Raw genomic sequence first — 25,217 nt, 5'->3', positions numbered from 1 at the left:
GCAATCACCACCGCTCCGGGCGGCGGATTCCTCCTGCGGCAAGGAGGAATACCATTAGAGAACTATGTCAAATATGTGCACATATCGAATTTTTTGTCAGAAATTTATGACATAAACGTCATATCAAGATGTTAACATTTCCTTGAGGAAATCCGGCGGCGGCGTCGGAGAGGCGTGCTTGCATCTGGTGGCGGGCTGGTTCATCCTTCCCGGCGCAGGTCGTTTCGGCCCCTGTCACGCGACCCCGTAGCCGTGGAGAGCACCGATGCCGTTTCCCGCGTTGTTCCGGCGCCTGATCCTGCCAGCCGCGCTGATCCTGGGGCTGCTGCCCGGCGCGGCGCTATCGCAGACCGCCTTCCAGCGCAACGATCTGGCGAGCAACGTTGCGCGCTTCGACACCACCTTGAGGCGCGGCGCGACGCAGGCCGATCTGTCGCGCTCTCTGGCACAGCTTCGCAAGGAGATCGGCGAGGCGACGGGACGGAGCGACACGGCGCGGGTTCTGGCGCTCACCGGCGCGCTGCTGCTGCGCGAGCCGGAAAAATTTCAGGAATGGCTGAACTACGCCCGTCTGGCTTCCACCTTCGAGACCGACGATTACGGGCTGCGTCTGCAATGGCTCGACCGGGCGCGGACGGCGGCTTACGCTGGCTTCCAGCGTGCCGCGCGGCCGGCCGACAAGGCGCGGGCGCTTGCGGTTCTGGGCGAGGTGCAGGTGCGCTCGGCGCTGTTTCGCGAGGCGCTCGAAAGCTACAAGGCGTCGCTCGCGCTGCACGACACGCCCGCCGTGCGCACGGTCTATGAGGAATTGCGCGCCCGCCACGGTTTTCGAATCACCGGCAACACGGTGGATTCGGACGCCGCTTCGCCGCGCGCCTGTTTCCGGTTTTCCGATCCGGTGGCGAAGGGGGTCGATTTCGCCCCCTTCGTCGCGATCGCCGGCGCCGCCGGCGCTGCCGTCACCGGAGAGGAATCGCAGGTTTGCGTGGATGGCCTGAAGCACGGCGAGCGTTACGCCGTGGTGCTGCGGCAGGGGCTGCCGTCCGCCTCGGGCGACGCGCTGCTGCGCAACGCCGATTACGAGATTTATGTGCGCGACCGCGCCCCCGCCGTGCGCTTCACCGGCCGCAATTATGTGCTGCCGTCGACGGGGCAGGAGGGCATTCCGGTCGTTTCCGTCAACACGGATGCCGTCGAGATCGATATTTTCCGCGTTGGCGACCGCAATCTTCTCGCCACGATTCGCGAGGGCGGTTTCCTCGACCAGCTCGGCCGCTGGGTGATCGACACGCTTGCCGGCGAGCGGGGCGAAAAGGTGTGGAGCGGCACGCTCGACACACCTTCCACGCTCAACAGGGACGAGATCGTCGCCTTTCCGGTGCACGAGGCCGTGGGCAAACGCCTGTCGCCCGGCGTCTACGCGATGACCGCCCGTCCCGCCGGCGGCCCCCCGGCGGAAGAAGATTACAGCCAGCGCGCCACGCAATGGTTCGTCGTGTCGGATATCGGGCTCACGGCGCTGACGAACGGCGGCGGATTGCGCGTGCTGGCGCGCTCGCTCGCTTCCGCCGCGCCGGCCGAGGGTGTGGAACTGCGGCTCGTCGCGCGCAACAACGAGGTGCTGGCGCGCATGCGCACCGACGCCGAGGGCGCGGCGACCTTCGATCCCGGCCTCACGCGCGGGCAGGGCGGCGCGCGCCCCGGCCTGCTGGTCGCGACGACGGAGGCGGGCGACTACAATTTTCTCGATCTCGAACAACCGCCCTTCGATCTCACCGATCGCGGCGTCGCAGGACGCGCGGCGCCCGGCCCGCTGGACGGGCAGGTGTTCACGGAGCGCGGCGTCTACCGCACGGGCGAGACGGTCCATGTCACCACGCTGCTGCGCGACGCGGCCGGGCAGGCCGCAGCCGGATTGCCCGTGACACTCGTGGCGCGCCGGCCCGACGGCGTCGAATACAGGCGCGCAGTCGTCGACGATCAGGGCCTCGGCGGGCGGGCGTGGTCGCTGCCGCTGCTGGCCGGAGCGGCGCACGGCACCTGGCGCGTGCTCGCCTTCGTGGACCCGAAGGGCGAACCGGTCGGCGAAACCACGTTTCTGGTCGAGGATTACGTGCCGGAGCGCATCGGCCTGACGCTCGCCCCGCGCGCGCCGGTGCTGGGCCGGGGCGAGACCGCCGATATCGGGGTGGATGCGCAATATCTTTACGGCGCGCCCGCTGCGGGGCTCGATGTCAGCGGCGAGGTCACGGTGCAGCAGGCGGCGCGGACCGCCGTGCCCGGACTGGAGGATTTTCGCGTCGGCATCGACGACGAGGCTTTCGAGAGCGTGACGCTGGATATCGCCGGCGGCGCGGTGACGGATGCCCAAGGCCGGGCGAGCCTCACCGTCGCCGTGCCGGACGTCGCCGCGCTGCGCCCCGTCGAGGCGCGGATCGCGCTGCGCGTGGCGGAAGCCGGCGGCCGGGCGGTGGAGCGGTCGGTGACGCTGCCCGTCCTGCCCTCCGGCCCGGTGATCGGCGTGCGGCCGCTGTTCGACAACCTCACCGAAGGCGCGCAGGCGACGTTCGAGGTGGTTGCCGCAGCGCCGGATGGCGCTCGGCAGGCGGGGCAGGCGCGCTGGACGCTCTCGCGCGTGGACCAGCGCTTTCAGTGGTTCAACCAGGGCGGGCAATGGTCGTTCGAGACCGTCACCACGACGCGACGGGTGCGGGACGGCGTGCTCGATCTGACGGTGCAGGAGCCGGCGCGAATCAGCGTGCCGGTGGAATGGGGGCGCTACCGGCTCGAGGTTTCGTCCGTCGGGGGCTCCTTGCAGCCGGCGAGCGTGAGCTTCGCGTCGGGCTTCGGCGGCACGGCGAGCGCGGACACGCCCGACCGGCTGGAACTCGTGCTGAACAAGTCCGCCTATACCGCCGGCGACGACCTGACCGTGGCGCTGAAGCCGCGCTTCGCCGGCAAGATCACGCTCGTCGTCGCGAGCGACCGTATCCATGAGGAGCGCACCGTCGACGTGACGCCGGAGGGGACGAGCGTCACGCTGCCCGTGAAGGCGGAATGGGGGCCGGGCGCGTATGTCGTGGCGCTGGCGCATCGTCCGCTCGATGTCGAGGCGCGGCGGCAGCCGGGGCGGGCGCTGGGGCTCGCGTGGTTTTCGGTGGATCGCGCGGCGCGCACGATCAGCGTCGATCTCGGCGGGGAACGCACGATCACGCCGCGCGGCACGCTGTCCGTGCCGGTGAAGGTGGGCGGGTTGCAGCCCGGCGAGGAGGCTTATGTCTCGGTCGCGGCCGTCGATGTCGGCATTCTCAATCTCACCCGCTACGAATCGCCCCGGCCGGAGGATCATTTCTTCGGCCAGCGGCAATTGGGCACCGATATCCGCGACATTTACGGCTTCCTGATCGACGGCATGCAGGGCACGCGCGGCGCGATCCGCTCGGGCGGAGATGCCGGCGCGCTGCAACTGGAGGGTTCGCCGCCGGCACAGGCGCCGCTCGCGCTTTATACCGGCGTCGTCAAAGTCGCGGCGGACGGCACCGCGCCTGTCGCGTTCGAGATTCCCGCCTTCAACGGCACGGTGCGGCTGATGGCGGTCGCGTGGTCGAAGGGGCGCGTCGGACAGGCGGACGCGGATGTGATCGTGCGCGATCCGGTGGTGGTGTCGGCGAGCCTGCCGCGCTTCCTCAATGTCGATGATTCGTCGCTGTTGTTCCTGGCGGTGGATAACGTCGCCGGCCCGGCGGGCGACTATCGCCTCGCGCTGACCGTCGACGGCCCGTTGCAGGTCGATGCGCGGGTGCTGGAGCCGGCCATCCGGCTCGATCGGGGCGGCGGCGAAGGGTTCGCGATTCCGGTGACGGCGACCGGCGTGGGGCGCGCCTCGCTCACGGCGACGATCTCCGGTCCCGGCGTCGATGCGTCGCAGACGCTGCAAATCGGCGTCGGCGCGGGCACGCGGCCGCTGGCGCGCCGCACGGTGCATCCGCTGGCGCGGGGCGGGAGCGTCAGCCTCTCTGGCGATCTGCTGGCGGATTTCCGGCCGGGCACCGGCGTCGTGTCGCTGTCGGTGACGCCGTTGGCGGCGCTCGACGTGCCGGCGCTGCTGGGCGCGCTCGACCGTTTCCCCTACGGCTGCACCGAACAGACGGTGAGTCGCGCGCTGCCGCTGCTCTACGCCAACACGCTGGCGGCGCTGAATGCGCTGCCCCCGGACACCGACGCCGATGCCCGCGTCGACGAGGCGATCGCGCGGGTGCTGTCGCGCCAGGATGCGAGCGGTTCCTTCGGCCTGTGGTCGGTCGGCGGCGACGACCTGTGGCTCGACGCTTTCGTAGCGGATTTTCTCACCCGGGCGCGCGAACGCGAGTTCGCGGTGCCGCAGCGCGCCTTCACCCAGACGCTCGACCGGCTACGCAACGCGGTCGTCAACAGCGCCGACTTCCCGGACGGCGAGGGCGAGGCGCTTGCCTATGCGGCCTATGTGCTGGCGCGCAACGGCCGGCCGGTCATCGGCGACCTGCGTTATTTCGCCGATGTGCGGCTCGCCTCCTTCGGCTCGCCGCTGGCGCAGGCGCAGATCGGCGCGGGGCTTGCGCTGCTCGGCGACCGCACGCGCGCCGACCGGGTGATGGCACGGGCGGCGGCGGCGCTCGAAAACGCGAAGGACAACGAGCGCGGGCGCAGCGACTATGGTTCCGTGCTGCGCGATGCGGCCGGCGTGCTGGCGCTCGTGGGTGAAACGGGCGCCGGGCGCGCGCATCTCGCCGCTATCGGCGACGTGCTGGAGCGGGCGCGCGACGGGCGCGGCCACACCAGCACGCAGGAAGATACATGGGCCGTGCTCGCGGCGGCAAGCCTTGCGCAGGAGGCGGAAACCCTCTCGCTCACCGTCGATGGCGTGCCGCACACGGGGCCGCTGTTCCGCACGCTGTCCGGCACGGACCTCGCCGCCGGAACCGTGACGATCGCCAATGACGGCGACACGCCGGTGCAGGCGGTGATCGGCGTGGCCGGCAACCCGGTGGCGCGCGAACCGGCGCTCGACCAGGGTTATGCGGTGGAGCGCTCCTATTTCCGGCTCGACGGCAAGCCGGCCGATCCCGCCGAAGTGACTCAGAACGAGCGGCTGGTGACCGTGCTGAAGGTGACGGAGCGCGATGCGCGGCAGGCGCAGGCGCTGCTGGTGGATTTTCTGCCGGCCGGTTTCGAGATCGACAATCCGCGCCTCGTCGACAGCGCCGATGTCGCCGCGCTACCCTGGCTGACGCGCGACGTGGAGCCCACCCATGTCGAATACCGCGATGACCGTTTCGTCGCTTCTTTCGCGCGCACGCCCGATCAGCCCGCGTTCTTCTCGGTGGCGTATGTCGTGCGGGCGGTTTCGCCCGGCCGCTACGGGCATCCGCCCGCCGTCGTCGAGGATCTTTATCGGCCAGACCGCTTCGGCCGCACGGGACATGGCGTCGTTGAGGTGACGGGCGCGAAGGCGGCGCCGTGATCCGCAGGCTGCTCGTGCCGGCGGGAACGCTGGCGCTCCTTGCGGCGATAGTGGCCGCGGGCGGACTCTGGTGGTTCGCGGCGCGCCTGCCGCCGCTCGATATCGCCGCCGCAGGCCGCCATTCCACCGTCGTGCTGGACAGGCGCGGCACGGTGTTGCGCGCCTTCACGTTCGGCGAAGGACGCTGGCGGCTGCCCGCGACGGTGGCGGATGTCGATCCCCGCTTTCTCGACCTGCTGATGGCCTATGAGGACCGACGCTTCCGCGACCACAGGGGCGTCGATCCGCTGGCGGCGGGCAGGGCGGCGATGCAGATGCTCGCGGAAGGCCGCGTCGTTTCCGGCGGCTCGACGCTCACCATGCAGGTGGCGCGGCTGATGGAGCCGCGCGCGGGGCGCACGATGGCCGCGAAGCTGCGCCAGGCGGTGCGGGCGGCGGAACTGGAGCGCCGGTTCACCAAGGACGAGATCCTTGCCTTCTACCTGAGCCTTGCGCCCTACGGCGGCAATCTGGAAGGCGTGCGCGCGGCGAGCCTCGCCTATTTCGGCAAGGAGCCGCGGCGCCTGTCCACGGCGGAGGCGGCGTTGCTGGTGGCGCTGCCGCAATCGCCGGAAGCGCGCCGGCCGGATCGTTTTCCCGACCGCGCCCGCGTGGCCCGCGCGCGCGTGCTGCAACGCGCCCTCGCGCGGGGGCTGATCGGCGCGGCGGAAATGGAAGCGGCCCTCGCCGCACCCATGCCGGAAGCGCGGCGCGCCTTTCCCATGCTGGCCGCGCACGTGGCGGAGGCGGAAAGGGCGGCGACGCCGGACGAGCGGATCCTGCCGCTCACCATCGACGCCGGGCTGCAAAGCGCGATGGAGGTGCTGGCGCGCGAGGCGGCGGGGCGTATCGGGCCGCAGGTATCGGCGGCGATCCTCGTCATCGACAACGCCACGGGCGAGGTGCTGGCGCATGTCGGCGCGGCGGATTTCATGGCGTCCGAACGGGCGGGATGGGTCGACGCCGCGCGGGCCGTGCGCTCGCCCGGATCGGCGCTGAAACCGTTCGTCTATGCGCTGGCGTTCGAAGCGGGGCTGGCGCATCCCGAAACCGTTCTGGAAGATCGCCCGACACGCTACGGCCTTTACGCGCCGGAGAACTTCGATCAGACGTATCAGGGCACGGTGACGGCGCGCAAGGCGCTGCAACTGTCGCTCAACGTGCCGGCCGTCGCGTTGCTGGCGGAGGTCGGCCCGGCGCATCTGCTGGCGCGGCTGCGGGCCGCCGGGGTGCGCGTGGAACTGCCGCGCGAGGGCGGGGAGCCCGGTCTCGCCATCGCGCTCGGCGGGCTCGGCATCCGGCTCACCGATCTTGCCGCAGCCTACGCGGGCCTTGCGCGCGGCGGCGCGGTGCCGGCGCTGCGCTATCGGCGCGACGGAGGAGAGACGGAGGGCGCATCCTTCGTGCAGCCGGTGGCGGCGTGGTATGTCGCGGATATCCTGCGCGGCGCTCCTGCGCCCCACAACGCGCTTGCCGGGCGGATCGCCTACAAGACCGGCACTTCCTACGGCTATCGCGATGCGGTCGCCATTGGCTTCGACCGCGGGGCGACGATCGCCGTGTGGCTCGGCCGGCCAGACGGAGGCGCGGTGCCGGGGCTTGTCGCGCGCGAGACGGCGGCACCGCTGCTGTTCGAGGCGTTCGCGCGGCTGGGGCGCGAGCCGCTGCCGCTTATCGCGCCGGGCGGCCGGCTGGTCGCGACGAGCGCCACTCTGCCGCCGCCCCTGCGGCACCTGCGCCGCGACGCACCGCGCAATCTCGCCGCCACCATCAACGCACCGCTGCGCATCGCCTTTCCGCCGGAAGGCGCCATGATCGACCTTGGACTGGCCGGCGGCACGAGGCAGGAAACCTTGTTGCAGGAACTCGCCCTCAAGGCCACCGGCGGGGTGCCGCCGCTGACGTGGGTAGTGAATGGCCGGCCGGTGGAGCAGGGGCTTTTCAGGCGCGAGACGCGCTGGAAGCCCGACGGCACGGGCTTCGCGCGGCTGTCCGTCATCGATTCACGCGGCGACACGGACAGCGTCACCGTGCGCATCCAATGAAATGCCGTCAGAAGGCGTTTGTGATGATGAAGATCGCGCTCTTGAGCAGGCCGTAGAGCACGCCGCCGACAACGGCCAGCGACACCGCCGTCGCCACGAGACCGAGCAGCACCCACACGCCGTCGCGCCCGAGAATGCCGAGCGAGAACAGACAGATGGCAAGCGCCGGCAGCATGTTGCCGAGCGGGATGGGCAGCAGCAGGATGACGGAGAGCATGAAGCAGATCGCGCCGATGAGATATTCCACCGGCGGGCGGGCGAGATGCGACAGGCGCGGCCGCAGAAGGCGCTCAGCGCGGGCGAGCCACGGCACCGCGCGCTCCGTCATGGCGGCGAAATCCTTGCGGGCCATCGAGCGGGCGGCGATGATCTGCGGCAGCCAGGGCTTGCGGCCCACCATCATCTGAGCCGTCAGGAAAACGAGCGGCGCGGCGAGAATGGCGGACGTGCCGGGCGGTGTGGGCAGGACGTTCGGGAACGCGAAGATGAACATGAGCGCGCCGAACGCGCGGTCGTGCATCGTGTCGAGCAGATCGCCGACCGAAATGCGCTCGCGGCTGGTGTCGCGGGCGAGCGTGCGCAGGATGACCCACAGCCGGCGGCCGGGCGGGCGGCGGCGGATCTTGGGAATCAGGTTCGAGCCCGAAGCGGCTCGGGTGGACGTGGCACGGGTACAGGACATCTCAACTTGCCTCCCGAAACGCCTTCTGAGCCGGGCGTCATTGTCTGGCCCCTCCGATGGCGCACCTGCCGTCATCGTGCGCCATCGGGGCAGAAACAAGCCAAACCTTGCGGATTGCGCGAATCCGCAAGGCACATATGCATGAAGCTTATTCCTGGCGCTGACCCGTCAGGGAAAGCAGGAGCTGGAACATGTTGATGAAGTTGAGGTAAAGCGAGAAGGCGCCGAAGATGGCGAGCTTCTGCTGCGACTCGGACGAGAAGTTCTCCGCGTACTGCTCCTTGATGGTCTGCGTATCCCAGGCCGTCAGGCCGACGAACACGAGCACGCCGATCACGGACACCGCGAACTGAAGCATCGTCGACCCGATGAAGAGGTTGACGAGGCTCGCGATGATCACGCCGATCAGGCCCATGATCAGGAACGAGCCGAACTGCGACAGATCACGCTTGGTCGTATAGCCGTAGAAGCTCGTGGCGCCGAACATGGCCGCCGTGATGAAGAACGTGCGCGCGATGCTCGTGCCCGTGAACACGAGGAAGATCGACGCGAGCGACAGGCCCATCACCGCGCAGAACGCCCAGAACAACGCCTGCGCGCCGCCGGCGGAGATGCTGTTGATGCGGAACGAGAAGAACAGGACGAAGGCGAGCGGCGCCAGCATCACCACCCACTTGAGCGGTGTGGAGAAGATCGGAACGTAGAGCGCGGGCGTCGTGCCGACGATGAAGGCGACGACGCCGGTCACCAGAAGGCCGAGCGACATGTAGTTGTAGACGCGCAGCATATGCTGGCGCAGGCCCTCGTCGAACGCCGCGCGGTCGAGGCCGCGGGTGGAAGTCTGCCAGCCGAAGCCGGGCTGCGTGTTGTTCATGGATATCACTCCGTGTTGAAAGTCGATGTTGCCTAACAGGTGGTCAGTGCGGCCTCCGGGCGCAAGTATCTCGCGATACCTGTCGCCCGAAACTCAATAAAGGGTTTTGACGAGATCGTCGGCGATGCGGTCGAGTTCCTCGCTCTCCTCCCGCGCGACCAGCGCATAGGCGACCTCGCCGATCTGCCAATGGGCGATGATCGTCCCGTTCGCATGCGCGAGCGTCACGGGCACCACGTTGAACACGCCGGGGCGGATGGCGATCAGCGAAACCGCCCCCAGATCGGCGGCGCGGAATCGTATGGCGACACTCGGCCCGTATCGCGACGGAGCGATGACGACATCCTCCGCACTCCAGCCCTCCGGCGGAACCGGCAGCGTGATAGCCGTCTCCGCCAGGATTCTGGCCGGATCGTAAACCGGCACGCGGGACGCTTCCTTCGTCCGGCCGGCGTCGAGCGCCTCCTTGACGAAGGCGGGCGGCAAGCCGGAGGCGGAGACGGAATCGATGCCCAGCGCGCCGAACTGCGCGTGCGCGAACCATCCCGCCATCAGGAACACGCCGATGGCCGCCATGCGCCGCAAGGCGGCGGACCGCCTGCGCCAGCGCAGCGAACGTTCCAGCCGCCGCGCGGCCTGCGTCGTCTGCGGGCGCGGCAGGCCGCCGGGGCGGGTGAGGGCGAGCCTCAACTCGTCGCGCAGCCGCATGTCCTTCATGACGCGCGCGGCCAACTCGGGATGCGCGGCAAGATGCGCCTCCACGGCGATGCGCCGCTCGACCGGCAACTGATCGTCCAGATAGCCTTGGAGATCGGCCTCGATGACAGGATCAACCGTTCGCATCGCCAGAACCTCCCACGATACGCAGATGGATGACGCCCGCGCTTGCGGGCGGGCGGGCGGCGGGCTGCTCCTCGAAGCTGCGCAGCGTCGCGCGTGCGCGCGCCAGCCGGGACATGACGGTGCCCACCGGCACGCCCAGCGCCTGCGCCGCCTCGGCATAGGTCATGCCCTCGATGGAGACGAGGTGCAGCACGGCGCGCTGCTCCTCAGGCAGCGCCATGAAAGCCTGGCGCACCTGCGCCAGCCGCAGCGCATGTTCCTGCGCGGGCAGCACCCGATAGTCGGCCGGATTGGCGCGCAGGTCGGACGTGAGTTGTTCCACGCGCCTGCGTTCGGAAAGGCGCGTGCGCACGCGGTCGATGAACGTGTTGTGCACGATCGACAGCAACCAGTTGCGCAGGCTTTTGTCCGGCCGGAAAGACGATTGCCGTTCATAGGCGTTGACCAGCGCGTCCTGGACGAGATCCTCGGCCTCGCCGTCGTCATGCGTCAGCGAGCGGGCGTAGCGCCGCAGCGCTCCGAGCTGACCGAGCACATCGGGCAGGGGATTGGTGATCCGGGAAGTGTCCTGATCGTGCTTCATACTGCATATACGGAACCGATGCCGAATCTATTCCGCCTTCGCCCGAATTTTTTTGACGTCAGCCGCAGACTTTCCCGCAACCCTTGTCGAATTCGCAATTTCCGTCTCCATTAGGGGTTGTTGGCGGCAGGGGGGTTCTTCTATATGAGGTGGGCGCACCGCCATGCGCCGATCGATCGTGGATATGGAGCCGTCAGTGTCCGCCCCCCTTGAGCCGCCTGCCTGCCGTGCCGGACGCAGGAATGAGACGTTCGCTCCGCCTTCTTTCGGTATCATGTTTCGCACACACCTCGCTGTTGCGCTATCAGCCACGGAAAACGACTGATGATGCTGGAATGGATGGCGGACCCCGCCGCATGGGCCGGTCTCGCGACTCTGGTGGTGCTCGAGATCGTCCTCGGCATCGACAATCTCGTGTTCATCGCAATTCTGGCGGACAAGCTGCCGCCCGAGCAGCGCAATCAGGCGCGCATCATCGGCCTGTCGCTGGCGCTCATCATGCGACTCGCGCTGCTGGCGTCGATTTCATGGATCGTCACGCTCACTTATCCCGTCTTCACCGTGCTGGGGGCGGAAATTTCATGGCGTGACGTGATCCTGATCGGCGGCGGCGCATTCCTGCTGTTCAAGGGCACGACCGAGCTGCACGAGAGGCTTGAGGGCCACCACGGCGAAAAATCGGCCGGCGGCGCCTATGCCGTGTTCTGGCACGTCATCGCGCAGATCGTGGTGCTCGACGCCGTGTTCTCGCTCGATTCGGTCATCACCGCCGTGGGCATGGTCAAGGACCTGTCGGTCATGATGATCGCCGTCGTCATCGCGGTGGCCGTCATGATGGTGGCCAGCAAGCCGCTGATGGCCTTCGTCAGCCGGCATCCCACGGTCGTCATCCTGTGCCTCGGCTTCCTGCTGATGATCGGTTTCAGCCTCATCGTGGAGGGGCTGGGCTACCATATCCCGAAGGGTTATCTGTATGCGGCCATCGGCTTCTCCATTCTCGTGGAGGCCGCCAACCAGGTCGGGCGCCGCAATGTCCGCAAGCGCGTGACCAGCGTCGACCTGCGCGACCGGACGGCGCGCGCCGTGCTGCGCATCCTGCGCGGCGGCAAGGACGCGCCGGAAGCATCGGAAGAGGTGGCGGCGATCATCTCGACCAGCGGCGGCGAAACGGCCTTCACGCCGGCGGAAAGAAGCATGATCGAGCGCGTGTTGACGCTCGGGGAGCGCAGCGTGCGCTCCATCATGGTGCCGCGTGTCGATACCGTATGGCTCGATGCCGCCGACGGTCCCGACGTGGTGCTGGAGGAAATCCGCCAGAGCGGCCGCTCGCGCTTTCCCGTGTGCCGCGGCGACGTCGACGACGTGATCGGCGTGGTGCATGCCAAGGACCTGCTGGACCAGCAGCGCCGCACCGGCCGCATCGATCTGGAAACGGCGGTGCGCGCGCCGCTCTACGTCAACGATACGATGCCGGTCATCCGGCTGCTGGACAGCTTCCGGCAGTCCAACGTCCACATGGCCATCGTCGTGGACGAGCACGGCACTTTCGAGGGCGTGGTGACGCTCACGGACGTGCTCACGGCGATCGCCGGCGATCTGCCGGAACTGGCCGGCGAGGACCGGCCGGAAGCGGTCCGGCGCGCGGACGGCGCGTGGGTACTCGACGGGCGCATGGACATCGGCGACGTGGAACGCACGCTGTCGCTGGAAGACATGGGGGAAGAGGGCGATTTCATCACACTGGCCGGCTTCATGCTGGCGCACCTCGGTCATCTGCCGGAGAAGGGCGAAGCGTTCACCTGGCGCGGCTGGCGGTTCGAGGTCGCGGATATGGACGGACGGCGCATCGGCAGCGTGATCGCCGATACCAAAGGGGCTTGATCCCGGATTTCATCTTGCCTTCAGGAGCTTGACATGCGTGTTACGATGATCGGTGCCGGTTATGTCGGCCTTGTTTCAGGGGCCTGTTTTGCGGATTTCGGCCATGTCGTCACCTGTGTCGACAAGGATCCGGCCAAGATCGCGGCCCTTGAGAAAGGGCACATTCCGATCTTCGAGCCCGGCCTGGCCGATATCGTCGCCAGCAACGTACAAGCCGGCCGGCTGTTCTTCGCCACCGAACTGACGGAAGCCGTGCGTTCGGCCGATGTGGTGTTCATCGCCGTTGGCACGCCGTCGCGGCGCGGCGACGGACATGCGGACCTGACCTACGTCCATCAGGCGGCGCGCGAGATCGCGGCGGCGATCGAGGGCTATACCGTCATCGTCACGAAGTCCACGGTGCCGGTCGGCACCGGCGACGCCGTGGAGGCGATTATCCGCGAGGTGCGGCCCGACGCCGATTTCGCCGTCGTCTCCAATCCCGAGTTTCTGCGCGAAGGCGCCGCGATCGCCGACTTCAAGCGCCCCGACCGCATCGTGGTCGGCACCGAAGACGAGCGCGCCGGCGAGGTGATGCGCGCGCTCTACCGGCCGCTTTATCTCAACCAGTCGCCGTTGATCATCACCAACCGCCGCACGGCCGAGCTGATCAAGTATGCGGCCAATGCTTTTCTCGCCACCAAGATCACCTTCATCAACGAGATCGCCGATCTGTGCGAGAGGGTCGGCGCGAACGTGCAGGAGGTGGCGCGCGGCATCGGCCTCGACAACCGCATCGGCCCGAAATTCCTGCACGCGGGGCCGGGCTACGGCGGCTCGTGCTTTCCCAAGGATACGCTGGCGCTGGTGAAGATCGCGCAGGACGCGGACTCGCCCGTGCGCATCGTCGAGACCGTCTCGGCCGTCAACGAGGTGCGCAAGCGCGCCATGGGCCGCAAGGTGATCGCCGCTTGCGGCGGCGACGTCGCCGGCAAGACCGTCGCGGTGCTGGGCCTCACCTTCAAGCCCAACACGGATGACATGCGCGAGGCGCCGTCCATCGCCATCATCCGCACGTTGCAGGATGCGGGCGCCACCGTCCGGGCCTACGATCCAGAGGGCGTCGAGCAGGCCAAGACCGTGCTCGACGGCGTGATCTACGCCGAGAACGTCTATGCCGCCATCGACGGTGCGGACGCGCTGGTGATCATCACCGAATGGGACGCCTTCCGCGCGCTCGATCTCGATCGGGTCAAGCAATTGCTCAGGGAGCCGGTCGTGGTGGACCTGCGCAACATCTATCCGCCGCAGGACCTGCTGGGACGGGGCTTCACCTATGTCAGCGTCGGCCGTCCGCAGGCATTGTACGAAGACTGAACCGGAGCGGGCTATGAGCGTTGAATCCGTGCGCGCGTTTCTGGCAACGCGCGCGCCAGACATCGAGATCATCGAACTGTCGGTCAGCACGGCGACCGTCGCGCTTGCGGCGCAGGCGCACGGCGTGGAGCCGGGCCGGATAGCGAAAACGCTTTCGCTGCGCTTCGGCGACAAGGTCGTGCTGGTCGTCGCGCGCGGCGATGCGCGTCTGGACAACCGCAAGCTGAAAGCCGCCTTCGGCATGAAGGCGAAGATGCTCGACCCGGCCGAAGTCACCGAGCTGACCGGCCATCCGGTCGGGGGCGTCTGCCCCTTCGGTCTCGCCACGCCGCTGCCGGTCTATTGCGACATATCGCTGCGGGCGTTCGACGCCGTGGTGCCGGCGGCGGGGTCCATCAATTCCGCCGTGCGCATCGATACGTTGCGCATGGCCGAGATCGTCGACGCCGTCTGGATCGACGTCTGCCAGCCGCCGCAGGATGACGCTCGCGCCGCCGCGACAGCATGAGGTCGCCGGCGGGCGGTGTCAGGGCTCCAGTTCCACGTCCCAGTAGAGATAGTCGAGCCAGCTTTCGTGCAGGTAGTTGGGAGGAAACTGGCGGCCGTTCTGATGCAGGTCGTGAACCGAAGGCGCATAGGGCATCTGCATGGGCCACATGTCGATTTCGCGGGGCATGCGGTTGCCTTTGCGCAGATTGCAGGGAGAACACGCTGTCACCACGTTCTCCCAGGTTGTCTGACCTCCCTTGGAGCGGGGGATCAGGTGATCGAACGTCAGGTCCTCGCGGGAGCCGCAGTACTGGCAGGAAAACCTGTCGCGCAGAAAGACGTTGAAGCGGGTGAATGCCGGGTGGCGCGAGGGCTGAACGTAGGTTTTAAGACAAACGACGGAGGGAAGGCGCATCTCGAAAGTGGGACTTCGCACCGCCGTTTCATACTCGGAGACGATATTCACCCTGTCGAGAAACACCGCCTTGATTGCATCCTGCCAACTCCAGAGAGAAAGCGGATAATAGCTCAACGGCCGAAAATCAGCGTTGAGGACAAGCGCCGGACAGGCTTCCGGCGTAACGGGAAGTGGGACGTGAACCGTCACCTTGCCGTCTCCGTATGTCCCTGATGGGATTTCCAAAAACAGACTATTCTGCTTCGGGACGGATATTCTACAGCCCTTGTGACGTTGATGTGAAGGTTATTTGTAGCGATTGTGGAAGAGAACCCGCATCCGGCGTTAACCGTCTTCATCCATTGAACAAACGGATATCGCCTTCGGATCGCGGCGGGGCGGGGCGGGCCGGCTGCGGTCGACCGGCCGTCATCCGCGCCGCGCATGCGAATCGGGAAAGGGGCATTGCGGCCTGGGGTGTTCTCCCGGCGCGCCATTCGTGCCATAGAGAGGCGGACGGGCCAGTTCGATGTGTCGTGCCGCGTCGAATGATCCCGGAGCCTGTCGTTGAGCGTATCGTCACATTTCGCCGGCCCTGAAAGCCGGTGGCGTTCCTATCTGCCCGAGATCGTGTTGCTGCTGATCACCGTGATCTGGGGCACGACTTTTCTTGTCGTGCAGCATGCGCTGACGGTGACGGGTCCGTTCTTTTTCGTCGGGGTGCGTTTTGCGGCGGCAGCGCTGTTGCTGGCCGTCACTTCCATGCGCGCCATGGCCGGCATCACCTGGTTCGACCTGCGGGCGGGGAGCGCCATCGGCGTTGCGCTGATGCTCGGCTATTCGCTCCAGACGGTCGGCTTGCAGACGATACCGAGCAGCCAGTCGGCTTTCATCACCGCGCTTTACGTGCCCTTCGTGCCGCTGCTGCAATTGTTGTTCATGCGCCGCGCGCCGAAGTTCGCGGCCTGGGTCGGCATCGTGTTGTCATTCATGGGGCTGATGCTGCTGGCGGGGCCCGAAGGGGCGACCATCCGTTTCGAAACGGGCGAATTGTGGACACTGGCGTCGGCGGTCGCCATCGCGGGCGAGATCATCCTGATCGGCCTCTTCGCGGGCCGTGCGCACGCGCGGCGGGTGACGGTGGTGCAGCTTGCCGTGGCTTCCCTGCTGAGCTTCGCCGCCATGATACCGATGGGGGAGAGCGTGCCGCCCTTCTCGTGGCTGCTGGTGGCGACCGCCGTGGGCCTCGGCGCCGCGAGCGCCGCGATCCAGTTCGCCATGAACTGGGCGCAGCGCACCGTGTCGGCCACGCGCGCGACGCTGATCTACGCCGGGGAACCCGTGTGGGCCGGCATATTCGGCCGGATGGCGGGCGAGCGGCTCGGGCCGGTCGCCATTCTGGGCGCGGTGCTGATCGTGGCGGGCGTTCTGGTCAGCGAATTAAAGTGGAAGAAGCGCTGACACATGTCATCGTTTCACCGAAACGATCACATGTTTCCTTTCCTTGATTTTGGGCCGGTTCCGATCGCGAGGCGCCTCGCGGACAAGGATCAGTCGTATCTCGCGATCGCCACCAGCCGTTCGACGAGATCGCCGAAATCCATGCCGACATGGCGCGCCTGCTCGGGGGCGAGGCTGAGCGGCGTCATGCCGGGCTGGGTATTGGTCTCCAGAATATAGAGTCCGCCCGCCACGCCCGCGCCCGGATCGTCGTTGTAGCGGAAATCGGAGCGGCTGAGGCTGCGGCAGCCGAGCGCCTCATGCGCGATCTCCGCCCAACGCAGGGCCTGCCCGGCGATTTCCTCCGGCACCGGAGCCGGCAGGATGTGTTGCGTGCGGCCCTCGGTGTATTTGGCGTCGTAATCGTAAAAGCCTTCATTCGTGCGCAGTTCCGTCACCGCGAACGCCTTGCCCTCCAGCACGGCGACCGTCAGCTCCCGGCCCGGGATGAAGCTTTCGACCAGCACCTGATCGCCATAGGCCCAGTCCTCTTCCGAGGCGATGAGATTGTCGCCGCTGGCGACGATGCGCACGCCCTTCGACGAGCCCTCGGCCACCGGCTTGATGACATAGGGCGGGGGCAGGGGATGCCCGTCGCGGAAATCGCCCTGCGTGCAAAGCTTGCCGGCGGCGCAGCGCAAGCCCGCGCGGGCGAAGATGTCGCGCGCCAGCGCCTTGTTCATGGCGATCGCGGAGGCCAGCAGGCCGGAATGGGTGTAGGGCACACGCAGCAGATCGAGCAGGCCCTGGATGGAACCATCCTCGCCCGGCCGCCCGTGCAGCGCGTTGAACACCATATCGCGCGCCGGATCGAGCGCATTCACGAGCGCGGGAATGCCGTCCGCCGGGTCCAGGAGCGCAACCTGATGCCCGCGTTCGCGCAGCGCCTGCGCGCAGGCGCGGCCGCTGACCAGCGACACCTCACGCTCGGCGGAAAAGCCGCCATAGAGCACCACGATTCGTTTGTCCGCCATCGATCCGTTCCCGTTATCTGGCCGTCGCATATATAAAGCGGCATTCTGGGCCGAAATGATGAACGAATTGCCGCAGGAGGATATCGCCGCAGCCGGCGGCGCGAGGAAAGCCGCCGGAAACATACTGGCGGTTAATGATTGAGATTGCCGCCTCTCCTGTTATCCTGTCGCGCGACTTTTCCGATATCGTTCACGCGATGGCGAAGGCGCCGGGTGCCGTTGCGCAGATGGCGGCATCGCTCACCAACCAACCGACGAGGTGACAATCATGGGTTTGCTGAGCTTCATCAAGGGTGCGGGCGAAAAACTGTTCGGAGCGAGCGAGGCGCAGGCTGCTTCGGCCGATGACCTCAAGAAGGAAGTGGAAAAGCACGGCTTCAACACCGAGGGTCTGGACATCCAGGTGGATGGCGACAAGGTGACGGTGAAGGGCAACGCCACCTCGACCGAGGAAGCCGAGAAGATCGCGCTCGCGCTCGGCAACACGGTGGGCGTCGCCGCCGTCGAAAGCGAGATCAAGGTCGATACCCCCGCCGCCGAAGCCACGTTCTACACCGTGGTAAAGGGCGATACGCTGTGGAAGATCGCCGAGACGCACTACGGCGCCGGCAAGGGCGCGAAGTACGAGGTCATTTTCGAGGCCAACAAGCCCCTGCTGAACCATCCCGACAAGATCTATCCCGGTCAGGTGCTGCGCATCCCCCCGCTCGACTGATCCTTCCGGTTTCGCCTCGGGCCGCGCGCATCGACGCGGCCCGACGGTGACGGCGATTCTCGCCGCGAACATTCCTTCGGAGCCGACATGAGCGACTCGCCTGCATCCACCGGCGCGCCCCGTCCAGTAATCGTCATCACCTATTGCACGCAATGCCAATGGCTTTTGCGGTCGGCATGGATGGCACAGGAACTGTTGTCCACCTTCTCCACCGATCTGGCGCAGGTGGCGCTCGCACCCGGCACCGGCGGCGTGTTCCGTATCGATTACGACGGTGACACGATCTGGGAACGCACGCGGGACGGCGGCTTTCCCGATGTCAAGACTCTCAAGCAAAAGGTGCGCGACAGGCTCGATCCAGCGCGCAACCTTGGCCATATCGACAAATAGGCGATTTCCGGTCAGATTGTACGGACCGATCGACAAGAAGTCGCTCGTAACGGCATCGTTTGCATTTCAGCCCCTATCGGGAGTTTACCATGAGCGATCTCATCTTTATCGCCTTTCCTAACGAGGAAAAGGCCGTCGAAGTGCGCAACCGTCTGCTGGAGCTTCAGCAGGAATATCTGATCGAGCTTGGCGACGCCGTTATCGCCGTCAAGGAGCAGGACGGCAAAATCCGTCTCAACCAGTTGCTCAACCTGACTGCGACGGGCGCGGTTTCCGGTGCGCTCTGGGGTGCGCTGATCGGCCTCATCTTCCTCAATCCCCTGCTGGGCACGGCTGTCGGCGCCGGCGCGGGCGCCCTCAGCGGCAAGCTGACCGACGTCGGCATCAACGACGACTTCGTGAAGCAATCCGCGCAGGCGTTGCAGCCGGGCACGGCCGGCCTGTTCCTGCTCGTGCGCAAGGTGACGGGCGACAAGGTGCTGAAGGAATTCGAGGGCGTCGGCGGCATCGTCGTTTCCACCTCGCTCGACGAGGAGAAGGAAGCCGCGCTGCGTGAGGCGCTCGCGGGTCATTCGGTCGGTGAGCCGGTGGACCAGCGTCCTGCGCCGGCCACGACGACGGAAGGCGGCGCGGCAAGCTGACGCCACGCAGTGACGCGGTACGAGCATCGATCAAAGAAGGGCCGGCATCCCGCCGGCCCTTTTGCATCAGTCGTGACCGGAAGAGGCATCCCCGGCGGGCCATTTGGCGGGCGCCGGATTGCCTTCCGGGACGTTCTTGTCGCCTTCGATCCGGTCCCGATAGAGCGCCGCACGCACGAGCAGCATGAAACCGACCGGCGTGGTGATCGTCAGAAATACCGCTATCAGGATCTCATGCACCGACGCCTCGCCGCGCAGGACGGAAAAGCAGATCATCGACGCGACGAGAATGAAGCCGGTACCCAGCGTGGAACCGAGCGTCGGCGGGTGGACGCGCTCGTAAAAGGTCTTGAGCCGCAGCAACCCGACCGAGCCCACGAGAGCCAGAAGCGCGCCCATGACGACGCAAAAAGCCGTCAGCAGCGCGGCCCAGGCAGGCAGATCCCTGAAGGCGAGATCGATGTCGATCATTCGATCACCTCGCCGCGCATCAGGAACTTGGAGAGGGATACGGTGCCGATGAAACCGAGCAGGCCGATCACCAGCGCGATCTCGAAATAGACCGTGCTGGTGACGCGGATGCCGTAGGTGAGCAGCAGAAGCATCGCATTGACGTAGAAAGTATCGAGACCGAGCACCCTGTCCTGCGCGCGCGGCCCGAAGATGATGCGCCAGGCCGCGCATGCCATCGCGAGCCCGAGAAACAGTTGCGCGATGAACAGTGACCAGTCGAGCACGACGAACGACCAACCGGCGGGAAGAAGTAAATCGCTCATTCAAAAATCTCCATCAGCCGCCGCTCATAGCGATTCTTGATGGTATCGACCCATTCCGCTTCATCCTGAAGGTCGAGCACATGGATCAGCAGAACACCCGACTGCGCGGAAAAATTCGTCCAGATGGTGCCGGGCGTCGAGGTAATGATGATCGCCAGTACGGCGAGACCGTAGGGATTGCGCATGTCGAGCTTCACCGCCATGAAGCCGGGCGATCCCCGCCGGCCGGCCGGCCGAAGCACGATCCGGGCCACCGCGATGTTCGAGCGGACGATATCGATGAACACGACCAGAGCGAGCCGGATAATCGTCAACGGGCGGCGGATGCGCGGGCTCTCCTGCCCGAGCGCCGTCATGCCCCAGGCACCGACGAGCGCCAGCACGCTGCCGAAGACGAGATGGCCCGGCGAGGCGGACTGGTTGAGCAGCAGCCACATGACGAGAATGGACAACGACAGCAGCGGATAGGGCAGGAGATAGGCCATCAGTCGCTTCACGGTGCGGCTCCTTCTCCGGCGGCCGCCGGCCGCGCCGGCAACACGCTGTCGATGTAATCCGTGGGCGCGTGCAGGGAAAGGGCGGTGCTCTCCATGAAGTCGAACACCGGCCCGGCGCGGACCGTCAACGCCACGCACAACAGGAGCAGGAATGCGACCGCCGCGATCTCGACCGCACGCACACCCGGAACGACGCCCTCGATCGGCGACCAGAAAGTCTGAATGCCGATGCGCGTCATCGCCAGCATGGCGGAAAGGCCGGAGAGGATCAACAACGCGATCAGCACCCATGTCACGATATATTGCGGCCCGCCGGTGCCGATTCCGGCCGGGTCCATGATCGCCGCGAGCAGGGCGAACTTGGCGATGAAGCCGGAAAGCGGCGGCAAGCCGGCCAGCAGCAGCGCGAAGGCGATGAAGCTGCCGCCGAGGAATGCGAGAACTGTCGGAATCCGCTCGCCGACCTCGACTTCTTCCGCCACGTCATCCTCGTCGGTGTAGCCGTAGGCTTCCATGGTGACGGCGAGAACGTCGGCGCCGGGATCGCGCCCGCGCTCCACCAACTCGATCAGAAGGAAAAAGCCGCTGATCGCCAGCGTGGAATTGACGAGGTAGAACAGCGCGCCGCTCGTCGCCGTCGCATTGCCGACACCGATGGCCGCGAGCAGCGTGCCGGAGGAGACGAGCACGCTGTAACCGGCAAGCCGCGACATCGTTTGCGTGGCGAGCACGCCCACGGCGCCGAAGGCGATGGTGGCCATGCCGCCGTAAAGCAGCACCTGCGCGCCGAAATGGGCGGATTCGCCGGCGCCGTTGCCGAACAGCAGCAGCGACAGGCGCAGCAGCACATAGACGCCCACCTTCGTCATGATGGCGAAGATGGCCGCCGCCGGCGCGCTCGCCGCCGCATAGGCGGTCGGCAGCCAGAAGCAGAGCGGCCACATGCCGGCCTTGACGAGAAAGGCGACGCCCAGGATGGCCGCGCCGGCCTCAAGGAACATGCGGTCGTGATCGCCGAGAGCGGGAATGCGCAGCGCCAGATCCGCCATGTTGAGCGTGCCGGAAACGCCGTAGATCAGGCTCACCCCGATCAGGAACAGGGAGGAGGCGGCGAGGTTGACGACGATGTAGTGAAGCCCCGCCTTCACCCGCACGGTGCCCATGCCGTGCAGGACGAGGCCGTAGGAAGCCGCCAGCAGAATCTCGAAGAAGACGAAAAGGTTGAACAGGTCGCCCGTGAGGAACGCGCCGTTGACGCCCATGAGCTGGAAAAGGAACAGCGTGTGGAAATGCGGCCCCGCCCGATGCCAGCGCGCCAGCGAGAACACCAGCCCCGCCAGCCCCAGAATGCTGGTGAGCAGCACCATCATGGCGGCCAGCCTGTCGAGCACCAGCACGATGCCGAAGGGCGCCGGCCAGTTGCCGAGCGGATAGGACACCGTCTGCGGCAGCGACGTCTGCCCGTCGGCGCGCCACACCAGCAGCGCGGCGATCACGATCAGCGCCGCCGTCGCAGCCACCGACAGCAGCGCCTTCAGCGGTCGGCGGCGATCGTCCATCAGCAGCAGGAGCGCGCCGACCAGCATCGGCAGCACGATCGGCGCGATGATGAGGTGATTGGCGAGGGCCGTCGTCACCGGTCGCTCTCCCGTCCGTCGACATGATCGGTGCCGGTAAGACCGCGCGAGGCGAGCAAAACCACGAGGAAAAGCGCCGTCATGGCGAAGCTGATCACGATGGCCGTGAGCACGAGCGCCTGCGGCAGCGGATCGGCGAGCGTCGCGAGGTCTCCCGAGGTTCCCGGCTCAAGGATGGGCGGCGCGTTGGGGCGAAGCCGCCCCATGCCGAAAATGAACAGGTTCGTCGCATAGGACAGCAGCGACAGGCCGATGATGACCTGGAACGTGCGCGGACGCAGCAGGAGCCAGAGCCCCGATCCCGTCAGCGCGCCGATTGCGACGGCGATGATGATTTCCATCAGCGGCCTCCCGTGCCCGCCAGGGGCGGCGCGCCCTTGCGCGATATTTTCGGACTGCGGATCGACTGGTGCGCCAGCGCGATCAGCATCAGCACCGTCGCGCCCACGACCAGCGAGTAGACGCCGAGATCGAACAGCAGCGCGCTCGCCATCGGCACCTTGCCGATCACCGGAAGCGTCACGTACTGGAAATGCGATGTCAGGAAGGGATAGCCGAACAGCCACGCCCCCAGCCCGGTGAACAGGGCCGTGAGCAGGCCGATGCCGATCCAGCGCACCGGCAGGATGCGCAGGTGATCCTCAACCCAGCGCGTGCCGCTCGCCATGTATTGCATGACGAATGAAACCGACATGGCGACGCCGGCGGCAAAGCCGCCGCCCGGCATGTCGTGGCCGCGCATCAGGATATACACGGCGAACACGCCCACCACCGGGAACAGCCACAGCATGATGAGGCGCGGCAGCATCATGTATTCCGCCACCGTGTCACCCGCCTTGCGGTCGGGATGGGCGGTGTCGTAGGCCGCCTGCAACCGCTGCTGCTCCGGCATGCCGATGCTCTCCGGCGCGGGGCGGAAACGGCGCAGCAGCGCGAACACGCTGAGCGCGACGATCGCCAGCACGGTGATCTCGCCGAGCGTGTCGAAGCCCCGGAAATCCACCAGAATGACGTTGACGACATTGGTGCCGCCGCCCTCTGTATAGGCGCGCTCGGCGAAGAAGGCGGCGATGCTGTCCGGCAGCGGGCGTGTCATGACGGCGTAGGAAAGCATCGCGATGCCGAGGCCCGCCGTGATCACCACGACGAGATCCCACGTCCGGCGCACATGCATGCGGGCGGAAGCGCCGGCGGCCTCGATGCGCTTGGGCATCCAGCGCAGACCGAGCAGCAGCAGCACCATGGTCACGACCTCGACCAGCAACTGCGTCAGGGCAAGATCGGGCGCTGAAAGCCACACGAACGTGATGCATGTGGAAAGCCCCGCGCCGCCCATCATGATGAGCGCGGCGAGGCGGTGGTACTTGGCCTGGATCGCCGCCATGACGGCGCAGGCGATGCCCACGAGCCACATCAATGCGAAAGCCGTGTCGAAACCGTGCCATTCGAGCGTTCGGAAGGACAACCGCCGCGGCCCGAAACCTTCGATGTAAAGCGGATAGATGCCCGCCAGCAGCGCGAGACAGATCAGCAGGCGCAATTGCGGTTGCAGGCGCCGGGTGCCCAGAAGGGTTTCGAGCTGCCGGGCCCATTTCCACGAGACGGCGACCAGGATGCGCTCGAAAATGCGCTGCGCCCTGAGGCGGCGCATGAGGGGCGGGCCTTCCTCCCCCGTCGTCAGATAGCCGCGCAGCAGCAGATAGACGAGCACGCCGCCGATCATCGCCACCAGACTCATCAGCAACGGAAAGTTGAGACCGTGCCAGACGGCGAGGCTGTAATAGGGCGTCTGATCGCCGAGAATGGACGATACCGCGATATGCAGGAACGGCCCGATCGTGAGCACGGGAATGATGCCCACCAGCAGGCAGGCCAGCACCAGCAACTCGACGGGGAAGCGCATCCAGTGCGGCGGCTCGTGCGGCGTGCGCGGCAGGCCGACGGGCGGCGGCCCGAAGAAGACATCGATGATGAAGCGCAGCGAATAGGCGACGCTGAACATGCTCGCCACCGTGGCGAGGAACGGCAGCGCCTCGTCGAACAGGGAATCGACATGCTCGGTGATGGTCTCGGCGAAGAACATTTCCTTCGACAGGAAGCCGTTGAGCAGCGGCACGCCGGCCATCGCGGCCGCCGCCACCATGGCGAGCGTCGCCGTGATGGGCATGAAGCGGAAAAGACCGCTGAGACGGCGGATGTCGCGGCTGCCGCTCTCATGGTCGATGATGCCCGCCGCCATGAACAGCGAGCATTTGAACGTCGCATGGTTGATCAGGTGGAACACCGCCGCGACGACGCCGAGCGGACTGCCGAGCCCCAGCAGCAGCGTGATCAGCCCCAGATGGCTGATGGTCGAATAAGCCAGCAGGCCCTTGATATCCTGCTGGAAAATGGCGATGTAGGCGCCAAGCAGCAACGTGGTGACACCCGCCCCGCCGACGATCCAGAACCACGGCTCGGTGCCGCCGAGAACGGGCCACAGCCGGGCGAGCAGGAATACGCCGACCTTCACCATCGTGGCGGAATGCAGATAGGCGGAAACCGGTGTCGGCGCCGCCATCGCCTGCGGCAGCCAGAAATGGAACGGAAACTGCGCGCTCTTCGTCAGCGCGCCGAGCAGCACCAGCACCAGCGCCACCCGGTAAAGCTCGTGGGAGCGAATGACTTCTCCCGCGCCCAGCACCTGGTCGAGATCGTAGCTGCCGACGATATGGCCGATCACCAGAACGCCCGCGAAAAGGCACAGGCCGCCGATGCCCGTCACCGTCAGCGACATGCGCGCGCCCTCGCGCGCGCTCTGATTCTGATGCCAGTAGCCGATCAGCAGGAAGGAGAACAGGCTCGTCAGCTCCCAGAAGAACACCATCTGGATGAGGTTGCCGGAGAGCACGACGCCGAGCATCGCCCCCATGAATGCGAGCAGAAAAGAAAAGAAGCGCGGAACGGGATCGCGCTTCGACATGTAATAACGCGCATAGACGACGACGAGAAAGCCGATGACCGTGACCAGACAGGCCATGATCCAGGCGAATCCGTCAAGGCGAATCGTGAAATCGAGCCCGAGGCTCGGCAGCCACGCCACCGTGGTGCGGACGACCCCCGCGCCGGCCATGTCGCCGTAGAACGATGCGACGATCAGCGAGGCCAGCAAGGCGACGGCGCCCGTGACCGCCCCGGCCGTATCGCGGGCGTCACGCGGAAGAAGCGCGACGACGACGCTGCCCAGAAAGGGGAGAGCGATCAGGAAAAGAAGCCGCGCGTCGTCCCACATGGTTTGCCGTGGCGCCGTTCTGGAGGTTTGGGGGGTGATGGATGCCTGACCGTTGCGGAAAGTCACCCATTATGGTTTAATTCGAATAACAGACGCCAAGGTGCCCATGCAAGGGAAGATGTCCCGA

22 protein-coding genes are annotated in these 25,217 nt (G+C 66.7%); 10 read left to right on the top strand and 12 right to left on the bottom strand.

Annotated elements, in window-relative coordinates; translation table 11 throughout:
* The first annotated feature begins 265 nt into the window (after positions 1 to 265).
* Both ACOYJQ_RS13505 and pbpC read left to right on the top strand, forming a co-directional pair.
* Positions 266 to 5,500, top strand: coding sequence for an alpha-2-macroglobulin family protein (locus ACOYJQ_RS13505; RefSeq protein ID WP_433459097.1), 5,235 nt, complete (start codon positions 266 to 268; stop codon positions 5,498 to 5,500).
* Positions 5,497 to 7,584 carry a penicillin-binding protein 1C gene (gene pbpC / locus ACOYJQ_RS13500; RefSeq protein WP_433459095.1) on the top strand — a complete coding sequence of 696 codons (2,088 nt, stop codon included), beginning with the start codon at positions 5,497 to 5,499 and terminating at the stop codon, positions 7,582 to 7,584. Before ACOYJQ_RS13505 ends, pbpC begins: the two co-directional genes overlap by 4 nt.
* A 7-nt stretch (positions 7,585 to 7,591) precedes the next feature.
* Here the strand turns inward: pbpC and ACOYJQ_RS13495 are convergent, their stop codons facing one another.
* The 4 genes from ACOYJQ_RS13495 to ACOYJQ_RS13480 form a co-directional block, all read right to left on the bottom strand.
* Positions 7,592 to 8,266, bottom strand: a complete 675-nt coding sequence (locus ACOYJQ_RS13495) for an exopolysaccharide biosynthesis protein (protein ID WP_433459094.1) — start codon at positions 8,264 to 8,266, stop codon at positions 7,592 to 7,594.
* Between the two features lie 148 nt (positions 8,267 to 8,414).
* Positions 8,415 to 9,140, bottom strand: coding sequence for a Bax inhibitor-1/YccA family protein (locus ACOYJQ_RS13490; RefSeq protein ID WP_433459093.1), 726 nt, complete (start codon positions 9,138 to 9,140; stop codon positions 8,415 to 8,417).
* A gap of 93 nt (positions 9,141 to 9,233) precedes the next feature.
* The gene (locus ACOYJQ_RS13485) at positions 9,234 to 9,983 is read right to left on the bottom strand and encodes an anti-sigma factor family protein (RefSeq protein WP_433459091.1); all 750 of its coding nucleotides are present in this window, start codon (positions 9,981 to 9,983) and stop codon (positions 9,234 to 9,236) included.
* Positions 9,970 to 10,566 (bottom strand): sigma-70 family RNA polymerase sigma factor, encoded by a 597-nt coding sequence (locus tag ACOYJQ_RS13480; protein WP_433459090.1) that lies wholly within the window; start codon positions 10,564 to 10,566, stop codon positions 9,970 to 9,972. The genes ACOYJQ_RS13485 and ACOYJQ_RS13480 overlap by 14 nt, the downstream gene beginning before the upstream one ends.
* A gap of 324 nt (positions 10,567 to 10,890) precedes the next feature.
* Between ACOYJQ_RS13480 and ACOYJQ_RS13475 the strand changes: the two genes are divergently transcribed.
* The 3 genes from ACOYJQ_RS13475 to ACOYJQ_RS13465 are packed head-to-tail and all read left to right on the top strand — an operon-like array spanning position 10,891 to position 14,311.
* Positions 10,891 to 12,447 carry a TerC family protein gene (locus ACOYJQ_RS13475; protein ID WP_433459089.1) on the top strand — a complete coding sequence of 519 codons (1,557 nt, stop codon included), beginning with the start codon at positions 10,891 to 10,893 and terminating at the stop codon, positions 12,445 to 12,447.
* A gap of 33 nt (positions 12,448 to 12,480) precedes the next feature.
* On the top strand, positions 12,481 to 13,803 hold the full coding sequence (locus tag ACOYJQ_RS13470; RefSeq protein ID WP_433459087.1) for a UDP-glucose dehydrogenase family protein: 1,323 nt from the start codon (positions 12,481 to 12,483) through the stop codon (positions 13,801 to 13,803).
* Positions 13,804 to 13,816: 13 nt separating this feature from the next.
* A complete protein-coding gene (locus ACOYJQ_RS13465) occupies positions 13,817 to 14,311 on the top strand; it encodes a YbaK/EbsC family protein (protein WP_433459086.1) in 495 nt (164 codons plus the stop codon).
* Positions 14,312 to 14,329: 18 nt separating this feature from the next.
* On the opposite strand, the gene ACOYJQ_RS13460 is transcribed toward ACOYJQ_RS13465, so the two are convergent.
* Complete coding sequence (locus ACOYJQ_RS13460; protein WP_433459084.1) at positions 14,330 to 14,899, bottom strand: HNH endonuclease; 570 nt, start codon at positions 14,897 to 14,899, stop codon at positions 14,330 to 14,332.
* A gap of 357 nt (positions 14,900 to 15,256) precedes the next feature.
* On the opposite strand from ACOYJQ_RS13460, the gene ACOYJQ_RS13455 reads away from it, so the two are divergent.
* On the top strand, positions 15,257 to 16,150 hold the full coding sequence (locus ACOYJQ_RS13455; RefSeq protein ID WP_433459083.1) for a DMT family transporter: 894 nt from the start codon (positions 15,257 to 15,259) through the stop codon (positions 16,148 to 16,150).
* Positions 16,151 to 16,239: 89 nt separating this feature from the next.
* On the opposite strand, the gene ACOYJQ_RS13450 is transcribed toward ACOYJQ_RS13455, so the two are convergent.
* Entirely contained in the window at positions 16,240 to 17,163 is a 924-nt protein-coding gene (locus tag ACOYJQ_RS13450) for a D-alanine--D-alanine ligase (RefSeq protein WP_433459081.1), read from the bottom strand.
* A gap of 134 nt (positions 17,164 to 17,297) precedes the next feature.
* Between ACOYJQ_RS13450 and ACOYJQ_RS13445 the strand changes: the two genes are divergently transcribed.
* The 4 genes from ACOYJQ_RS13445 to ACOYJQ_RS13430 all read left to right on the top strand — a co-directional run bounded on the left by ACOYJQ_RS13445 (position 17,298) and on the right by ACOYJQ_RS13430 (position 18,909).
* Positions 17,298 to 17,426, top strand: coding sequence for a hypothetical protein (locus tag ACOYJQ_RS13445; protein ID WP_433459079.1), 129 nt, complete (start codon positions 17,298 to 17,300; stop codon positions 17,424 to 17,426).
* A gap of 5 nt (positions 17,427 to 17,431) precedes the next feature.
* Positions 17,432 to 17,878, top strand: coding sequence for a peptidoglycan-binding protein LysM (lysM, locus tag ACOYJQ_RS13440; RefSeq protein ID WP_433459077.1), 447 nt, complete (start codon positions 17,432 to 17,434; stop codon positions 17,876 to 17,878).
* 87 nt (positions 17,879 to 17,965) lie between these two features.
* Positions 17,966 to 18,268, top strand: coding sequence for a SelT/SelW/SelH family protein (locus ACOYJQ_RS13435; RefSeq protein WP_433459075.1), 303 nt, complete (start codon positions 17,966 to 17,968; stop codon positions 18,266 to 18,268).
* Between the two features lie 89 nt (positions 18,269 to 18,357).
* On the top strand, positions 18,358 to 18,909 hold the full coding sequence (locus tag ACOYJQ_RS13430) for a DUF1269 domain-containing protein (protein ID WP_433459073.1): 552 nt from the start codon (positions 18,358 to 18,360) through the stop codon (positions 18,907 to 18,909).
* 66 nt (positions 18,910 to 18,975) lie between these two features.
* Here ACOYJQ_RS13430 and mnhG read toward each other — a convergent pair whose 3' ends face one another.
* The 6 genes from mnhG to ACOYJQ_RS13400 are packed head-to-tail and all read right to left on the bottom strand — an operon-like array spanning position 18,976 to position 25,090.
* Positions 18,976 to 19,380 carry a monovalent cation/H(+) antiporter subunit G gene (gene mnhG / locus ACOYJQ_RS13425; RefSeq protein WP_433459072.1) on the bottom strand — a complete coding sequence of 135 codons (405 nt, stop codon included), beginning with the start codon at positions 19,378 to 19,380 and terminating at the stop codon, positions 18,976 to 18,978.
* On the bottom strand, positions 19,377 to 19,685 hold the full coding sequence (locus ACOYJQ_RS13420) for a K+/H+ antiporter subunit F (RefSeq protein ID WP_433459071.1): 309 nt from the start codon (positions 19,683 to 19,685) through the stop codon (positions 19,377 to 19,379). The genes mnhG and ACOYJQ_RS13420 overlap by 4 nt, the downstream gene beginning before the upstream one ends.
* Positions 19,682 to 20,170: a Na+/H+ antiporter subunit E gene (locus ACOYJQ_RS13415; protein ID WP_433459147.1), complete on the bottom strand. Its 489-nt coding sequence runs from the start codon at positions 20,168 to 20,170 to the stop codon at positions 19,682 to 19,684. Before ACOYJQ_RS13415 ends, ACOYJQ_RS13420 begins: the two co-directional genes overlap by 4 nt.
* Positions 20,171 to 20,178: 8 nt before the next feature.
* Positions 20,179 to 21,819 (bottom strand): monovalent cation/H+ antiporter subunit D, encoded by a 1,641-nt coding sequence (locus ACOYJQ_RS13410; protein ID WP_433459069.1) that lies wholly within the window; start codon positions 21,817 to 21,819, stop codon positions 20,179 to 20,181.
* Positions 21,816 to 22,160 carry a Na+/H+ antiporter subunit C gene (locus ACOYJQ_RS13405; protein ID WP_433459068.1) on the bottom strand — a complete coding sequence of 115 codons (345 nt, stop codon included), beginning with the start codon at positions 22,158 to 22,160 and terminating at the stop codon, positions 21,816 to 21,818. The genes ACOYJQ_RS13410 and ACOYJQ_RS13405 overlap by 4 nt, the downstream gene beginning before the upstream one ends.
* Positions 22,160 to 25,090 (bottom strand): monovalent cation/H+ antiporter subunit A, encoded by a 2,931-nt coding sequence (locus tag ACOYJQ_RS13400; protein ID WP_433459067.1) that lies wholly within the window; start codon positions 25,088 to 25,090, stop codon positions 22,160 to 22,162. Before ACOYJQ_RS13400 ends, ACOYJQ_RS13405 begins: the two co-directional genes overlap by 1 nt.
* Positions 25,091 to 25,217: the final 127 nt, after the last annotated feature.

Source organism: Pseudochelatococcus sp., assembly GCF_050946405.1.
Lineage (GTDB): Bacteria > Pseudomonadota > Alphaproteobacteria > Rhizobiales > Beijerinckiaceae > Pseudochelatococcus.
The sequence above is the reverse complement of the archived record's forward strand: the minus strand, read 5'-3'. Positions and strand labels throughout refer to the sequence as shown.

What these genes read in the sequence shown, in the direction of transcription:
- ACOYJQ_RS13505 (WP_433459097.1), top strand. Translation starts at nt 266, where the DNA reads ATGCCGTTTCCCGCGTTGTTCCGGCGCCTGATCCTGCCAGCCGCGCTG.
- ACOYJQ_RS13495 (WP_433459094.1), bottom strand. Translation starts at nt 8,266, where the DNA reads ATGTCCTGTACCCGTGCCACGTCCACCCGAGCCGCTTCGGGCTCGAAC.
- ACOYJQ_RS13490 (WP_433459093.1), bottom strand. Translation starts at nt 9,140, where the DNA reads ATGAACAACACGCAGCCCGGCTTCGGCTGGCAGACTTCCACCCGCGGC.
- ACOYJQ_RS13485 (WP_433459091.1), bottom strand. Translation starts at nt 9,983, where the DNA reads ATGCGAACGGTTGATCCTGTCATCGAGGCCGATCTCCAAGGCTATCTG.
- ACOYJQ_RS13480 (WP_433459090.1), bottom strand. Translation starts at nt 10,566, where the DNA reads ATGAAGCACGATCAGGACACTTCCCGGATCACCAATCCCCTGCCCGAT.
- ACOYJQ_RS13475 (WP_433459089.1), top strand. Translation starts at nt 10,891, where the DNA reads ATGATGCTGGAATGGATGGCGGACCCCGCCGCATGGGCCGGTCTCGCG.
- ACOYJQ_RS13470 (WP_433459087.1), top strand. Translation starts at nt 12,481, where the DNA reads ATGCGTGTTACGATGATCGGTGCCGGTTATGTCGGCCTTGTTTCAGGG.
- ACOYJQ_RS13465 (WP_433459086.1), top strand. Translation starts at nt 13,817, where the DNA reads ATGAGCGTTGAATCCGTGCGCGCGTTTCTGGCAACGCGCGCGCCAGAC.
- ACOYJQ_RS13450 (WP_433459081.1), bottom strand. Translation starts at nt 17,163, where the DNA reads ATGGCGGACAAACGAATCGTGGTGCTCTATGGCGGCTTTTCCGCCGAG.
- ACOYJQ_RS13445 (WP_433459079.1), top strand. Translation starts at nt 17,298, where the DNA reads ATGATTGAGATTGCCGCCTCTCCTGTTATCCTGTCGCGCGACTTTTCC.
- lysM (WP_433459077.1), top strand. Translation starts at nt 17,432, where the DNA reads ATGGGTTTGCTGAGCTTCATCAAGGGTGCGGGCGAAAAACTGTTCGGA.
- ACOYJQ_RS13435 (WP_433459075.1), top strand. Translation starts at nt 17,966, where the DNA reads ATGAGCGACTCGCCTGCATCCACCGGCGCGCCCCGTCCAGTAATCGTC.
- ACOYJQ_RS13430 (WP_433459073.1), top strand. Translation starts at nt 18,358, where the DNA reads ATGAGCGATCTCATCTTTATCGCCTTTCCTAACGAGGAAAAGGCCGTC.
- mnhG (WP_433459072.1), bottom strand. Translation starts at nt 19,380, where the DNA reads ATGATCGACATCGATCTCGCCTTCAGGGATCTGCCTGCCTGGGCCGCG.
- ACOYJQ_RS13420 (WP_433459071.1), bottom strand. Translation starts at nt 19,685, where the DNA reads ATGAGCGATTTACTTCTTCCCGCCGGTTGGTCGTTCGTCGTGCTCGAC.
- ACOYJQ_RS13415 (WP_433459147.1), bottom strand. Translation starts at nt 20,170, where the DNA reads ATGGCCTATCTCCTGCCCTATCCGCTGCTGTCGTTGTCCATTCTCGTC.
- ACOYJQ_RS13405 (WP_433459068.1), bottom strand. Translation starts at nt 22,160, where the DNA reads ATGGAAATCATCATCGCCGTCGCAATCGGCGCGCTGACGGGATCGGGG.
- ACOYJQ_RS13400 (WP_433459067.1), bottom strand. Translation starts at nt 25,090, where the DNA reads ATGTGGGACGACGCGCGGCTTCTTTTCCTGATCGCTCTCCCCTTTCTG.